The sequence below is a fragment of the Citrobacter sp. Cpo065 genome (assembly GCF_030332805.1).
Classification (GTDB): domain Bacteria; phylum Pseudomonadota; class Gammaproteobacteria; order Enterobacterales; family Enterobacteriaceae; genus Citrobacter; species Citrobacter portucalensis.
Genome location: NZ_JAOWHC010000032.1, coordinates 64694 through 79755 on the forward strand (window position 1 = coordinate 64694; position 15062 = coordinate 79755).

The window sequence follows — 15062 nt, forward strand, 5'->3', positions numbered from 1 at the left end:
TGATCCTCACAATGCGCCGCGACGGCTCTTGGCGTAGGTATCGAACGCCACCGCCAGAACGATAATTAAGCCGGTAATAATTTGTTGGTAGTAAGCCGAGACGTTCATCAGCACCAGACCGTTAATCAGGATGCCCATGATGATCGAGCCGATAATGGTGCCGCCAATACGCCCGTAGCCGCCCATCAGTGAGGTACCGCCAATGACCACCGAGGCGATAACGCGCAGCTCAAACGAGATCCCGGCAACCGCTTCCGCGCTGCCCAACCGCGCGCTGAGAATGAAGCCCGCCAGCCCTGCCAGACAGCCAATTAACACGTAGACGCTCACCAGCACGCGCTTCACGTTAACCCCTGCCAGACGCGCCGCCTCCGGGTTGCCGCCGATGGCGTACACGAAGCGCCCCCAGCGGGTTTTATGTAGCGCCAGATAACCGCCTACCGCCACCAGCGCGAATATCCAGATTGGAATGGAGATACCAAGCAGTTCGCCGCGTCCCCACCAGCGGTATCCCGCGTCGAAACCGGCAATTGGTGCGCCGTCGTTAATCACCAGCGTCAGGCCGCGCCAAATCGTCATCCCGCCGAGGGTGACGATAAACGGCGGCAGACGCAGGCGGGTCACGCCGAGGCCATGCAGAAAACCAATCGCGGTGCCCATCGCCATACAGATACCAAGGCCAATCAGCCAGCTCATGCCGCCCCAGGCGTTCGGGTCGACGGTGGTGAAGTTGTCGCCCTTAATCACATACGCGGCGGTCATGGCGCAGACCGCCAGGATGGAGCCCACCGACAGATCGATCCCGGCGGTCAGAATGACAAACGTCATCCCCACCGCCATGATCCCGTAGATGGAGACTTCGGTCAGAATGTTGAAAATATTGCGTTCAGAAAGAAAATTGCTGTTCTGCAACTGAAAGAAAATCAGCAGCAGGATCATGAAAATCAGTACCCCAAAGCGCTCAAAAAAGGCAATGGGATCAAGACGTCCGCCGCGTTTGGCAGGAACCTGCGTTTTAGAAATAATCTGCGTCATGAATCACTCCGTTATGCCGCATTCAGGGCGTTGTGGTTGATGGCCATCATCGTCATTAGCCGCTCTTCATTAGCGTCGTCGCCGTGGATCTCGCCAGTCACCCGGCCTTCACTCAACGTGATGATCCGATCGGAAACCGCCATGACTTCCGGCAGATCGGAGGAGATCACGATCACCGCCACGCCCTTTTTCGCCATATCAAACAGCACCTGATGGACTTCTGATTTGGTGCCAACATCGATGCCGCGCGTTGGTTCATCCACGATCAACACCCGAGGATTAAGCGCCATGCAGCGCGCGAGGATTACTTTCTGCTGGTTCCCGCCGGAGAGCTTGCGCACCTCCTGCGCGCTGTTGACCATTTTGATCTGCAGCGCCTGGCGGTATGACTCGATCAGGGCATCCTCTTTGCGGGTATTCACGAACCAGCGCCAGTGCAGCAGTGACGAGAGGCTGGAGAGCGACAGGTTGTCGCGGATCGACAGCCCAAGCACCGCGCCCTCTTTTTTACGATCTTCCGGTACCAGCGCCAGCCCCTGATCCAGCGCAAACAGCGGATCGCGCGGCTGATATGGCACGCCATCAAGTTCAAAGCTGCCGGAAGTAAAACTGTCGGCGCCAAACAGGCAGCGGGCCACTTCGGTGCGCCCGGCCCCCACCAGTCCGGCAATGCCTAACACTTCGCCAGCATGCACGTGGAAGCTAATGTCGTGCAGCGCGATACCGTGCGGATCCAGCGGCGGTTTTTCGCGACTAAGCCCCTTCACCGCCAGACGCACAGGTTTATCTTCATGGTGAGTTTCGCTGGCCGGACGGCGATTAAAGGCCACATCGCGCCCCACCATCAGGCGGATCAGCTGTTCTACGGTGGTCTGTGCAACCGCGCCATTTCCGGTGAATCGTCCATCCTGGAAAACGGTGAACTGGTCGCAGAGTTGAAAAACTTCATGCAGGCGATGGGTGACGTAGATAATGCTCACGCCACGCCCTTTAAGTTCCCGCACCACACGATGCAGGCTTTCTACTTCGCTGTCGCTCAGCGCGGCGGAAGGTTCATCCATAATGATCAGCTTTGCGTTCAGCGTCAGCGCCCGCGCAATTTCCACCATTTGCTGCTGCGCCACGCTCAGTCGGGCCACGGCCGTGGTTGGCGCAACGTTCAGTTGCAGGTAATCCAGAATCACCTGCGCCTCCTGATTTACCGCCTTTTCGTCAACAATCAGATTGCGTTTACGCGGTTCGCGTCCGAGAAACATATTCTCGGCGACGGTCATATTGGGCAGCAGATTAAATTCCTGATAAATCGTGATAATGCCCTTGTTCTGCCGCTCAACCGGAGAGTCTTCTACCGGCAATGTTTCGCCGTTGAACCAAATATCCCCGCGTGTTTGCGGCTGTGCGCCCGCCAGCGCTTTCAGCAGGGTCGATTTTCCGGCACCGTTCTCACCTAACAGCGCATGAATTTCGCCTGCTCCGACGGTCAGCTGTGCGCTGCTCAGCGCCCAAACGCCGGAAAAGCTTTTCGCCAGGTCGGTCACTTTCAGTAAGGGTTGCGACATCGGTCTGCTCCTCCTCATAGAGAGCCGCCACTTGCGCGGCGGCTGCGGACATATCAGTTACCGGCCTCACTAATACGCTCGGCCTGCTGCAGGTTCTCTTTAGTGATAAGCGTTGGCGGGTAGTCAGCCCCGGTGATCGCAGTCTTCTCACGGACGTTATTCACCAACTGGCTCATAGCCGTTTTCACCGCAAAGCCAGGACGCTGATCCGCCGTCACTGCCAGCCAGCCATCGCGCACACGCGCCAGTGCTTCCGGCACGGCATCGAAGCCCGTTACCAGAACTTCACCCGGTTTCAGTCCTTGTCCCTGTAACGCTTCAATCGCGCCCAACGCCATATCGTCGTTAGCGGAGAGGATCACCTGCGGACGCTTCGGCAACGAAGGCAGAACGCTTTCGACAATGCGCATCCCTTCAGAACGCATCCAGTTACCGGTCTGATCGGCAACGATCTTGTACTTTTCACCACCCGCCTTCAGGCTGTCGCGAATGCCTTTAGTACGTTCAATGTTGGAGGAGGAGCCTGGCTGGCCGGTCAGCAGAATAATGTCTGCCCCGTCAGGGAATTTGGTTTTGACAAAGTCGCCAATCGCCTGGCCGCCTTTGTAGTTGTTCGCGCCGAAGTGCGGCACTTTTTTCTGGCTGTCAACGGAGCGGTCGAGGGTAACAACGGGCAGTTTCGCATCCTGAATTTCATCTACCGCGCTGGACACCGCGTTGACATCGTTTGGCGAAACAATAAAACCCTGTGCGCCACGAGTTATGGCGTTTTCCAGGTCAGCGACTTGTTTTGGCGAGCTACCCTGCCCGTCCAGGACCTGTAAATTCACGCCCATCTCTTTTGCGGCTTTCACCGCCGTGCGCTGCATGTGAACTTCAAATGGCATCGCCAGGTTTGGCGTACTGAAAACAATTTGCTCATTTTCAGCAATGGCTGCCCCGGATGTCATGGCGATGAGGACAGCTAAGATCAGTTTTTTCATTATTATGTCTCTCTGTGTAGGGTAGGTTGTGGTGACAATCAGAGGAGAACTTCACGTTGGCTATGCAGTGACTCCAGCGCTTTATCCGCCAGATACAGCGCACGCTCGCCATCATCCCCGCTGCAATCAGGGACCGCTTCGCCGCGCAGTACCGCAACAAAGTGTTCCCATTCCGCGGCATAGGCCGATTTATAACGCTGCAGGAAGAAATGTTCAGGTAACGCGCTGGTGCAGCCGGTCTTCGCGTAGTGCTGCACCTGATTTTCGAGAATGTTGCCAGCGCACAGCAGCCCTTCAGAGCCGTGCAGCTCAAGGCGCTGATCGTATCCGTAAGAAGAACGGCGGCTGTTGACGATGGTCGCCATCGCGCCGGAGGCATATTTCAGTACGATGAACGCGGTATCGATATCGCCCGCTTCACCAATCGCCGGATCCACCAGATTGCTGCCCTGGGCATACACCGAAACCGGCTCTTCGCCCATGATAAAGCGCGCCATATCAAAATCGTGGATGGTCATATCACGGAACATACCGCCGGACACACGCACGTATTCCGCAGGCGGCGGCGACGGGTCGCGGGAGATGATCAGCAGCGATTCCGGCTTTCCGATACGCCCGGCCAGTGCGTCAGTTTTCACACGGCGAAACTGTGGATCGAAGCGGCGGTTGAAACCGATAAACAACGGTACGTCGTACTCTTTGACTACTTTCAGGCAGTCGCGTACACGGGCCAGATCCAGGTGGACCGGCTTTTCACAGAAGATGGCTTTGCCGTGGCGGGCGGCCATTTCAATCAAATCCGCATGGGTATCGGTCGCGGAGGCAATCAGCACGGCGTGAACGTTAGGGTCCGTCATCGCCTCATCCAGGCTTTGCAAACGAGCCTGGTACTGTGTGGCAAGACGGGTGGCAAATTCCTGATTCGGGTCGACGACGGACCAGAGGGTAGTGGCACTGTGACTGGCAATGTTAGCTGCATGTACCTGGCCAATTCGGCCAGCGCCCAGTAAAGCAATGTTAAACATAACGGCTCCCGGTGTTGGTGAATGCGATGAACTAACGACCCCTTAAATAAAACATTTATTTCATTTTTATAAATAGTGAAAATTATGTTTTTGGGTGCAAGTTAACACTTTTGAGATGATCGAGATAAAATCTGTTATCAATATCACAACATAACAACAGGGAAGATGCAGGAATTGGCCCCCTTCCGTTCAGGAAGGAGGCGATGGATGAAGAGAAAGGAAAAATGAAATGAAAATTTCGTTGTCGCAGGTTACCGGATGACAGCGCTAACGACTTATCCGGCCTGGGGGTAGAATCCGCTGTAGGCCGGATAAGCGCGGCGCCATCCGGCATTAATCGCTTTTAGTACTGACGTGCGTTTTTCATCTGCTCAAACGTCTGCTCAGCCGCTTTTCGCACCGACGGAGATTCTGCCACCTGCGCATCGCCAGTGCGCCACCAGGAGGCATAGTCGTGGGTCATGGTTTTCGGCAGAACTTTGATATCCAGCAGCACAGGTCCCGAATGCGCACGCGAGGCTTCCAGCGCTGCCAGCAGGCTTTGCTCGTCATGTACACGCCATGCCCGACAGCCGTAGCTTTCCGCGTTTTTAGCAAAATCGACCTTCACCAATGGCCCATCCAACCGTCCGGTTTGCGGGTTGCGGTGACGGTTTTCCGTACCGAAGCTCCCCATCCCATGCCCCATCTGCAGGTTGTTAATACACCCGAAGCTGGCGTTATCAAACAGCAGGATAGTGACTTTTATCCCCTCCTGGACGGCGGTTTGTAGCTCGGAATGCAGCATCATGTACGAGCCATCCCCCACCATGGCATATACCGGCTGCTGCGGCTTCGCCAGCCTGGCTCCAATAGCAGCCGCAATCTCATAGCCCATACAGGAGTAACCGTATTCCAGGTGATAGCTGTCCGGGGTTTTGACCTGCCAGATACGCTGTAAATCGCCAGGTAGCGATCCGGCGGCCCCTACGACGATAGCGTTATCTTCAATGTGCTGATTGATAAGCCCCAGCACCTTCGTCTGGGTCAACCGGGTGTTTAGCGTGTCGCCATATTCCGCCAGCTGAGCGTCAAGATGCCCAGCCACTTCGGGTTCGTCGTCGGGACGCCAGTCGCGCTCCCATAAACGTTGGCACTCATCGCGCCAGGCCTCTTGCGCCTGCGTGACCTCCTTCCCCCAATCGCTGCGGTAGTCTTTCAGTGTTTCAGTTAATGCCGTAAGCCCGGTACGGGCGTCGGCGATAAGTGCAGTGGCATCAAGCTTCAGTGCGTCAAACTCCGCCACGTTCAGCAGCAGGAACTCAACCTCCGGATGAGAAAACAGCGCTTTCGAACCGGTGGTAAAGTCGGTGAGGCGCGTACCAATGCCGATCACCAGATCGGCTTGCGGTGCGAGCTGATTCGCTGCCATCCCTCCAGTTACCCCAATGCCTCCGAGGTTAAGTGGGTGGTCACTAACCAGCGCTCCCTTTCCGGCCTGAGTTTCGGCAAACGGCAGTTGCAGCGTTTCAACAAACGTACGAAACGCCTCATGCGCGCCGGAATATCGTACCCCGCCGCCGCATACCACCAGCGGACGGCGTTTGCGGGCAATCAGCGCCCGCGCCATCGCCAGACGCTGCGGGTCGGGTGGTCGACGTTCGATCAAATGAACGCGGCGCGCAAAGAAGCTCTGCGGATAGTCCCAGGCTTCCCCCTGCACATCCTGTGGCAGGCAAATAGTTACGGCACCAGTATCTGCGGGGTCAGTAAGCGTTCGCATCGCGTTTAGCATCGCGCTCATTAACTGCTCCGGGCGGTTAATCCGGTCCCAGTAACGCGAGACCGGGCGGAAGCAGTCGTTGGTACTGATGCCAAGATCATGGTATTGCTCAATTTGCTGCAATACCGGGTCCGGCTGACGACTGGCGTAGACATCGCCAGGCAACAGCAGCAGCGGAATACGATTCGCCGTCGCGGTTGCCGCGGCGGTGACCATGTTTGCCGCTCCCGGCCCAACCGATGACGTCACGGCAAAAATACGCTGGCGCCGATGCTGTTTGGCGAATCCGGTCGCCATGTGCGCAATTCCCTGCTCATTACATCCCTGCATCACCTGCAAATGACCGGGTGCCTGCTCCAGCGCCTGGCCAATGCCAAGCACGTTACCGTGACCAAAGATGGTGGCGACACCCTCGACAAAGGGCGTTTCCACGCCATCGACACAGATATATTGTTGATTAAGGAATTTGACCAGCGCCTGAGCCATGGTCATACGTTCGGTTTGCATAAACCCTCCTGTCAGCCCAGCGTTGGCATGGAGAACGCGGCCCCTGTGTCCTGCAACATCTCCGGCCAGCGTGCGGTGACGGTTTTCATCCGGGTGTAGAAGCGCACGCCATCGTTACCATGAACGTTCAGCGCACCAAAAATGGACCGCTTCCAGCCGCCAAAACTGTGGAACGCCATCGGCACCGGAATTGGCACGTTTACGCCCACCATGCCCGCCTGCACTTCTTCGCAGAAGCGACGCGCACAGCCGCCGTCACGCGTGAAAATTGCCGTGCCATTACCATATTCATGACGGTTAATCAGTTCCACCGCGCTGCTGTAATCTGCTACGCGCACCACAGAAAGCACCGGTCCAAAAATCTCTTCTTTATAGATGGTCATCTCCGGCGTGACGTTATCAAACAGGGTCGGCCCGACAAAATAACCCTGCTCATGGCCTTTAACGCTAAAACGTCGACCATCCACGCGCAGGCTGGCCCCCTGCGATTCCCCACTGTCGATATAACCGAGCACTTTATTACGATGTACAGAGGAGATAAGCGGCCCCATTTCATTTTCCGGTGTCTGGTCAAGACCAGGCCCGACACGCAGCGCCGCAATCTGTTTTTCCAGTCTCGAGCACAGCTCATCTGCCGTTTTATTCCCTACCGCCAGCACGACCGAAAGCGCCATGCAGCGTTCACCCGCCGCGCCGTAAGCGGCCCCCATAATGGCGTTGGTTGCCATATCCATGTCGGCATCCGGCATTAAAATGCAGTGATTTTTAGCGCCACCTAACGCCTGGCAACGCTTACCGTGGGCCGATGCCGTCTGATAAATGTATTCCGCAATCGGCGTAGAGCCGACAAAACTCACGGCCTGCACGCGCGGGTCAGTTAACAGCACGTCAACGGACTCTTTGTCCCCCTGCACGACGTTGAACACACCGTCCGGCAATCCGGCTTCTTGCAGCAGTTTCGCCAGTGCCAGGGCGAGAGAAGGGTCTTTTTCTGAGGGTTTCAGCACGAAAGTATTCCCGGTTGCCAGCGCGATGGGGAACATCCACATCGGTACCATTGCCGGAAAGTTAAACGGCGTGATCCCGACGCAAACCCCGAGCGGTTGCATCAGCGAATGGCTATCGACGCCGGTCCCTACGTTGGCTGAGTGTTCGCCCTTTTGCAGATGTGGGATGCCACAGGCAAACTCCACCACTTCCAGGCCGCGGGTCAGCTCACCAACTGCGTCAGAGAATACCTTGCCATGCTCTTCGCTGATGATGCGAGCCAGCCTCTCCATGTTTTCTTCCAACAGCGCCTTAAAGCGGAACATCACTCGCGCACGTTTTAACGGAGAATGGCGCGCCCAACCGGGGAATGCGTCGTGCGCTGCCGCAATGGCCTGCTCGGTTTCCTGTGTAGTACCCATCACCACCTGGCGGATCTGCACGCCGGTGGCCGGGTTGAAGATTGCCTGAACGCGCTGGCCTGAACCGGTGACACATTCGCCGTGGATAAAATTCGCTACTGTCTCCATCCTTAACCTCTCGCTGTTGATACGTGACTGTTACCTGAACACTGTTATCTGTGTACTATATATGAAACAAACATTCCATTTTAAGTTGAAATAAAATAAATAATGATTAATGTGATCAAGGATGGGTTTTTATGTTAACAAGCGGAATCGCATGATTAGCGTGCACTGGCATAACGTTTCAGCGGACGACAAGCCTGAAGCTTTTGTTTCGTTTTTACAGCCAGATGAATGAGTGACATTTCAAAGACGCGGTTTTGCGTTTAGAATCATAAAACTATGTACCAGGAGGTAAAATGACAACAGCAACCAGCCTGAACGAGCTGCAGCAGCAAATCCGCGATCGCTACGATAGCCTGAGTAAGAGGCTGCAGCAGGTGTCCCGCTATGTGCTGGATAATACCAATAGCGTGGCCTTTGATACGGTTGCCGTCATTGCTGAACGTGCCGGAGTGCCCCCCTCTACGCTTATCCGCTTCGCCAACGCCTTTGACTTCACCGGCTTCAACGAAATGAAACAGCTGTTTCGTATGAACCTGGTAGAGGAAACCGCCAGCTACAGCGACCGCGCGCGCATGTTCCGTGAGATGGAAAGCGAAGCCGTACCGGAAACCCCGCTCGATATCCTGCAGGAGTTCGCCCGTTCGAATACCCAGGCGCTCCAGCAGCTGGCAGCCCGTGCCGAACCTGAAATGCTGGAACGCGCCGTACAATTGCTGGCAGAAGCCGACACCATTTACATTGCAGGTCTGCGTCGTTCGTTTAGCGTAGCGGCCTATCTCACCTACGCCCTGAGCCATCTTGAATGTCGCCCTATTTTGCTCGACGGAATGGGCGGAATGCTGCGCGAGCAGATTAACCGCATCAAAGCGCACGATATCGTGGTGTCGATTAGCTTCTCGCCTTATGCGGAAGAAACGCTGATGGTCAGCGAAACTGCGGCCAATGCCGGCGCGCGCCAGATCGTGATTACCGACAGCCAGATAAGCCCGCTGGCCACATTCAGCGATCTCTGCTTTGTGGTGAAAGAGGCGCAGGTTGACGCGTTTCGATCCCAGTCTGCGACGCTGTGCCTGGTGCAGTCGCTAGTGGTGGCTCTGGCTTACCGTCTGGGTGACGGGAGTAATGAACGCGGTCATTCTGTCGGGTGATGAGCACCGCAAAAATTGACGTTCCGCTTTATTACATTCCCGCCAGCGTGACGTGAAACCGTGATGCCAGCCGTTACTTTCATGGTCGTTGAAAATATCGCCCTCATTCAGCGACCAGATAAAATACAATCCGTTATTACCATAAGCTACAATTATATTAATATTAGATAATCAACAATGCGCATGCTGACAATAATACGCAAAGGTTTACTATAGACCTGTCTTTTTTAAGCAGGAAAGTAAAATGAAAAATACAAAAGGGTTGATGATTATTGCCCTTGCTTTCACCCTGGCATCATGTGCTTCCATTCCTGAGAATATCAAAGGTAATAATCAACCCGATATCCAAAAAAACTTTATCTCCGTGCATAACCAGCCCGGTTTATATACCGGTCAACAGGCTCGCTTTGGCGGTAAAGTCATCAATGTGATTAACACCAAAAATGATACGTTGCTGGAAATCGCCGTTTTGCCACTGAACGACTCTGCTAAGCCACAAATAGACGCGAGCTATCAGGGACGTATTCTTGCCCAGCAGAAAGGTTTCCTCGATCCGGTAAACTACAGAAACCATTTCGTGACCATTTTGGGAACAATTCAAGGAGATGAGTCAGGATTCATCAACAAAGTCCCGTACAACTTTGTTAAAGTTGATTTACAAGGAATCCAGGTTTGGCATTTAACTGAGTCTGTCAACACCACCTATAACATGTGGGATTATGGTTACGGCGCATTCTGGCCTGAGCCGATGTGGGGAGCGCCTTACTACGCCAATACAGTCACTCAGGTAACTCCGGAGCTAGTGAAATAATCCCAGAGGTAAGATGGCGCGACTATATTCCGGAGTCAGGTGTTGGCAAACAACTCTTCTCATCACCCCGCGTTTATCTTATTGCGCCATCCTGCTTCATGAGATCCTTCGCTTAACATACATTCTTCCTGTTACATATAATTTTTAACCGCTAATTTGTTAGCGAAGAAATGGGCTTTACCCTTCTCATGCCTGACCATCTTTTGTTATTTACCGACAACTCCCCCACCCTGCATGCAATAAAAGAACATTTGTGTTTACACATTATTCAGGGATTACTATGAACAGAAAATGCTTACTGTTGATACCATTATTCTTTAGTAGCGTCATCATCACCGCCTGCGATAATAAACCTGCAGTAAAAACCGCCATGGAGCCCGAGGTCGGCGTTGTTACCTTAGCGCCCTCCTCAGTAAATATTAAAAGTGAACTTCCGGGTCGCGCGCTTGCGTTCGAGATCGCCGAAATCCGTCCTCAGGTTGGTGGGATCATCATAAAACGCAACTTTGTTGAAGGCGATAAAGTCAGCAAAGGAGAATCACTGTATCAAATTGATCCTGCCCCGCTGCAGGCACGACTGGACTCAGCCAAAGGCGCGTTGGCAAAGGCACAGGCTACCGCCAATAATGTTCGTCTGACACTCAATCGGCAGTCAGCGTTAATAAAATCTAATTACGTCAGCCGCCAGGACTATGACACGACGCGTTCACAGCTTAATGAAGCGCAAGCCAATGTTGCCGTCGCTAAAGCGGATCTTGAACAAGCCACCATCAATCTTCGATACGCCAATGTTACCTCGCCCATTGATGGCATTAGCGGCAAATCTTCCGTGACCGTGGGTGCCCTGGTTACTGCCAATCAGGAAAACGCGCTGGTCACCGTTCAGAGATTAGATCCGATTTATGTTGATTTAACCCAGTCAGTACAGGACTTCTTACGCCTGAAAGAAGAGAAAGCCAACGGCCAAATCGCCCAGCAACAAGGCAAAATTCCGGTTGAGCTAATGCTGGAAAACGGCAAGCCCTATCGCCATACCGGTACGCTTGAGTTTTCCGATCCCGCTGTTGATGAGACCACCGGTTCGGTAACCCTGCGCGCCGTATTTCCCAATCCTGAAGGTGAAATTTTACCCGGTATGTATGTCACGGCGTTGCTGGACGAAGGCAGTCAACAAAACGTGTTGATGGTCCCCCAGCAAGGAATTACGCATAACGAGCAAGGAAAAGCCACCGCGCTGATCCTTGACCAGGAAAACGTAGTGCAACTGCGTGAAATAAACGCAGTGAAGGCCGTTGGTAATCAATGGTTAGTGACCGCGGGATTACATCCTGGCGATCGGGTCATTGTGTCCGGATTACAAAGAATTCGTCCGGGAATCAAAGCCCGGGTCCTCCCTTCAAAACTGAACACACCTGACACGGTAGCTGAACAGTAATATTTCAGGCATTAAGGACACTTTCTTCATGGCCAACTTTTTTATTGAGCGCCCGGTTTTCGCCTGGGTGCTCGCTATTATCATGATGTTTACGGGCGGTATCGCGATAATGAACCTGCCTGTCGCCCAATATCCACAAATTGCACCCCCAACCATTACCATCAGCGCTGCCTACCCAGGGGCTGACGCAAAGACCGTTGAAGACTCCGTCACCCAGGTGATTGAACAGAATATGAATGGTCTTGATGGCCTGATGTATATGTCATCCACCAGCGATGCGGCAGGTAATGCCTCGATTATCCTGACCTTCAAAACGGGTACGTCACCCGATATTGCGCAGGTTCAGGTACAGAATAAACTGCAGCTGGCGATGCCTTCCTTGCCACAGGAAGTACAACAGCAAGGGATCAGCGTTGATAAATCCAGCAGCAATATCTTAATGGTTGCCGGTTTTATCTCTGATAATAACAGCCTGAGCCAATATGATATTGCCGACTATGTGGCCTCGAACATTAAAGATCCGCTAAGCCGCACTGCCGGGGTGGGGAGCGTACAGTTATTCGGTTCGCAATACGCCATGCGCATCTGGTTGGATCCACAAAAGCTCGACAAGTATAACCTCACTCCCGAGGACGTCATTACCCAGCTCAAAGTGCAGAATAATCAGATATCTGGCGGGCAGTTGGGGGGTATGCCTCAGTCAGCCGATCAGCAGTTAAATGCGTCGATAATCGTCCAGACGCGTCTGCAAACGACCGATGAATTTGGCAAGATCTTCCTTAAAGTTCAGCAAGATGGTTCTCAGGTTCTGCTGCGCGATGTCGCGCGCATTGAGCTGGGTGCGGAAAATTATGCAACGGTTGCACGTTACAACGGCAAACCCGCCGCCGGGATTGCGATTAAACTTGCCGCTGGTGCCAATGCCCTGGCAACGTCCCAGGCGGTCAAACAAGAGCTGAACAGATTATCGGCCTGGTTTCCGGCCAGTATGAAAACCGTTTATCCCTATGACACCACGCCGTTTATCGAGATTTCGATTCAGGGTGTTTTTCATACTTTGATCGAGGCAATCATTCTGGTATTCCTCGTCATGTATCTGTTTTTACAGAGTTTCCGTGCGACGCTTATCCCCACTATCGCCGTTCCGGTGGTTATCCTCGGAACCTTTGCAATACTCGACGTCGCCGGTTTTTCGATTAACACGCTCACGATGTTTGGCATGGTGCTGGCGATAGGGCTGTTGGTCGATGATGCCATCGTGGTGGTTGAGAACGTAGAACGTATTATTGCTGAAGAGCACTTGTCTCCAAAAGCGGCAACGCATAAAGCAATGGGCCAGCTCCAGAGGGCGCTGGTTGGTATTGCCGTCGTGTTATCCGCCGTATTTATGCCGATGGCGTTTATGAGCGGGGCAACGGGTGAAATTTTCCGTCAGTTTTCCATCACCTTGATCTCCTCCATGCTGCTGTCGGTATTTGTGGCAATGAGCCTGACGCCTGCACTTTGCGCTATGTTGTTGAAATCCCACGAAGGAGAAAAGGAAAACACACATTTTCTGTTTACCCGTTTCAATCACTTCATGGAGAAATGCACTCAGCACTACACGGACAGCACCCGTAGACTGCTACGTCGCACAGGCCGTTATATGGTCGTCTATTTAGTCATTGGCGCGGGCATGATTGTGCTGTTTTTACGCACTCCGACCTCGTTTCTGCCTGAAGAAGATCAGGGGGTATTCATGACCACGGCACAATTGCCTTCGGGTTCAACGATGGTGAACACCAGTAAAGTGCTCGGGGAAATAACCGACTACTACCTGACGAAAGAGCAGAAAAACGTTGCTTCTGTTTTCACCGTCGGCGGATTTGGTTTCAGCGGCCAGGGACAAAACAACGGTCTGGCGTTTATCAGCCTGAAGCCCTGGTCAGAACGCGTTGGCGAAGAAAACTCGGTTACCGCTATTATTCGACGGGCCATGATGGCCTTAAGCACCATCAATAATGCCGTCGTTTATCCGTTCAATTTACCGGCGGTCGCAGAATTGGGCACCGCATCAGGGTTTGATATGGAGCTGCTGGATAACGGTAATCTTGGGCATGAAAAAATGATGCAGGCGCGGAACCAGCTTCTGGCTTTGGCCAACCAGTCATCCGGTGAGGTCGACGGGGTGCGTCCGAACGGTCTGGAAGATACACCGATGTTCCGCATTCACGTCAACGCCAAAAAGGCTGAAGCTATGGGCGTTGCGTTATCGGATATTAATCAGACCATCTCCACCGCGTTTGGTAGTCGCTATGTCAATGATTTCCTGAACCAGGGGCGCGTAAAAAAAGTGTATGTCCAGGCCGATACGCCGTTCCGTATGTTGCCGGACAATATCAACCACTGGTACGTACGTAACGCCTCCGGTTCCATGACGCCGCTCTCCGCCTACTCATCCACCGAGTGGACCTACGGTTCTCCTCGCCTTGAACGCTACAACGGTCAACCAGCAATGGAAATTCTGGGCCAGCCGGTTGAAGGGAAAAGCAGCGGTGATGCGATGAAATTTATGGCATCGCTGATTAATAAACTGCCCGCAGGCGTCGGCTATGCCTGGACCGGTCTGTCTTATCAGGAGGCGCTATCCACAAACCAGGCACCAATGCTGTACGGCATTTCGCTGATCGTCGTGTTTCTGGCGCTGGCGGCACTGTATGAAAGCTGGTCGATCCCGTTCTCGGTGATGCTGGTTGTGCCAATCGGGGTGGTCGGCGCTTTACTGGCTACCGATCTGCGTGGCCTGAGCAATGATGTTTATTTCCAGGTCGGCCTGCTCACCACCATGGGGCTGTCGGCTAAAAACGCCATTCTGATCGTCGAGTTTGCCGTCGAGATTATGCAGAAAGAAGGGAAAACACCGCTTGAGGCTGCGGTGGAAGCCGCGCAAATGCGCTTACGTCCAATTCTGATGACCTCACTCGCCTTCATCCTGGGGGTTATTCCACTGGCAATAAGCAACGGCGCGGGCTCTGGTGCGCAAAATGCCGTCGGTACGGGGGTTATCGGTGGGATGCTGGCCGCGACGGTACTGGCAATCTATTTTGTTCCAGTGTTCTTTGTCCTCGTTGAAAATACGTTAGCGCGATTTAAAGCTCGACGCTGATCCCCTGCCCTATCCCTGGGTTTAGATTATTAAATTCCCAGGGATGGGGCTTCGTTTGTCAGGTCTACGGTTATTAGCGGGCACGGCTATCCAGCGAGTTTCTCGTGGATAGCAGGGTAAGCATTACGCGGATTT

General features: G+C 53.6%; 10 protein-coding genes. 4 read left to right on the forward strand and 6 right to left on the reverse strand.

Annotation, left to right across the window (positions count from 1 at the left end; all coding sequences use genetic code 11):
- Positions 1-6 precede the first annotated feature (6 nt).
- From OGY68_RS14255 to OGY68_RS14280, 6 genes are all read right to left on the reverse strand, one after another.
- Positions 7-1035, reverse strand: coding sequence for an ABC transporter permease (locus OGY68_RS14255; RefSeq protein ID WP_003826102.1), 1029 nt, complete (start codon positions 1033-1035; stop codon positions 7-9).
- A gap of 11 nt (positions 1036-1046) precedes the next feature.
- Positions 1047-2594: a sugar ABC transporter ATP-binding protein gene (locus OGY68_RS14260; RefSeq protein WP_008785559.1), complete on the reverse strand. Its 1548-nt coding sequence runs from the start codon at positions 2592-2594 to the stop codon at positions 1047-1049.
- A 53-nt stretch (positions 2595-2647) separates the two neighbouring features.
- On the reverse strand, positions 2648-3577 hold the full coding sequence (locus OGY68_RS14265) for a sugar ABC transporter substrate-binding protein (RefSeq protein WP_003839787.1): 930 nt from the start codon (positions 3575-3577) through the stop codon (positions 2648-2650).
- Between the two features lie 38 nt (positions 3578-3615).
- The gene (gene iolG / locus OGY68_RS14270; protein WP_003826096.1) at positions 3616-4602 is read right to left on the reverse strand and encodes an inositol 2-dehydrogenase; all 987 of its coding nucleotides are present in this window, start codon (positions 4600-4602) and stop codon (positions 3616-3618) included.
- A gap of 343 nt (positions 4603-4945) precedes the next feature.
- Entirely contained in the window at positions 4946-6871 is a 1926-nt protein-coding gene (gene iolD / locus OGY68_RS14275; protein ID WP_057068472.1) for a 3D-(3,5/4)-trihydroxycyclohexane-1,2-dione acylhydrolase (decyclizing), read from the reverse strand.
- A gap of 11 nt (positions 6872-6882) precedes the next feature.
- Positions 6883-8388: a CoA-acylating methylmalonate-semialdehyde dehydrogenase gene (locus OGY68_RS14280; RefSeq protein WP_057068471.1), complete on the reverse strand. Its 1506-nt coding sequence runs from the start codon at positions 8386-8388 to the stop codon at positions 6883-6885.
- Positions 8389-8681: 293 nt separating this feature from the next.
- Here OGY68_RS14280 and OGY68_RS14285 point away from each other — a divergent pair, with 293 nt between their 5' ends.
- From OGY68_RS14285 to OGY68_RS14300, 4 genes are all read left to right on the forward strand, one after another.
- Positions 8682-9536: a MurR/RpiR family transcriptional regulator gene (locus tag OGY68_RS14285; RefSeq protein WP_057068469.1), complete on the forward strand. Its 855-nt coding sequence runs from the start codon at positions 8682-8684 to the stop codon at positions 9534-9536.
- 244 nt (positions 9537-9780) lie between these two features.
- A complete protein-coding gene (locus tag OGY68_RS14290; RefSeq protein ID WP_003826090.1) occupies positions 9781-10347 on the forward strand; it encodes a Slp family lipoprotein in 567 nt (188 codons plus the stop codon).
- A 280-nt stretch (positions 10348-10627) separates the two neighbouring features.
- Positions 10628-11782 (forward strand): efflux RND transporter periplasmic adaptor subunit, encoded by a 1155-nt coding sequence (locus OGY68_RS14295; protein WP_008785564.1) that lies wholly within the window; start codon positions 10628-10630, stop codon positions 11780-11782.
- A 28-nt stretch (positions 11783-11810) separates the two neighbouring features.
- Positions 11811-14927 (forward strand): efflux RND transporter permease subunit, encoded by a 3117-nt coding sequence (locus tag OGY68_RS14300; RefSeq protein ID WP_048236596.1) that lies wholly within the window; start codon positions 11811-11813, stop codon positions 14925-14927.
- Positions 14928-15062 lie beyond the last annotated feature (135 nt).

Bases quoted from the DNA above. Each gene is read 5' to 3' on its own strand.
- iolD (WP_057068472.1), bottom strand. From the start codon at position 6,871: ATGCAAACCGAACGTATGACCATGGCTCAGGCGCTGGTCAAATTCCTT.
- OGY68_RS14255 (WP_003826102.1), bottom strand. From the start codon at position 1,035: ATGACGCAGATTATTTCTAAAACGCAGGTTCCTGCCAAACGCGGCGGA.
- OGY68_RS14295 (WP_008785564.1), top strand. From the start codon at position 10,628: ATGAACAGAAAATGCTTACTGTTGATACCATTATTCTTTAGTAGCGTC.
- OGY68_RS14285 (WP_057068469.1), top strand. From the start codon at position 8,682: ATGACAACAGCAACCAGCCTGAACGAGCTGCAGCAGCAAATCCGCGAT.
- OGY68_RS14260 (WP_008785559.1), bottom strand. From the start codon at position 2,594: ATGTCGCAACCCTTACTGAAAGTGACCGACCTGGCGAAAAGCTTTTCC.
- iolG (WP_003826096.1), bottom strand. From the start codon at position 4,602: ATGTTTAACATTGCTTTACTGGGCGCTGGCCGAATTGGCCAGGTACAT.
- OGY68_RS14290 (WP_003826090.1), top strand. From the start codon at position 9,781: ATGAAAAATACAAAAGGGTTGATGATTATTGCCCTTGCTTTCACCCTG.
- OGY68_RS14300 (WP_048236596.1), top strand. From the start codon at position 11,811: ATGGCCAACTTTTTTATTGAGCGCCCGGTTTTCGCCTGGGTGCTCGCT.
- OGY68_RS14280 (WP_057068471.1), bottom strand. From the start codon at position 8,388: ATGGAGACAGTAGCGAATTTTATCCACGGCGAATGTGTCACCGGTTCA.
- OGY68_RS14265 (WP_003839787.1), bottom strand. From the start codon at position 3,577: ATGAAAAAACTGATCTTAGCTGTCCTCATCGCCATGACATCCGGGGCA.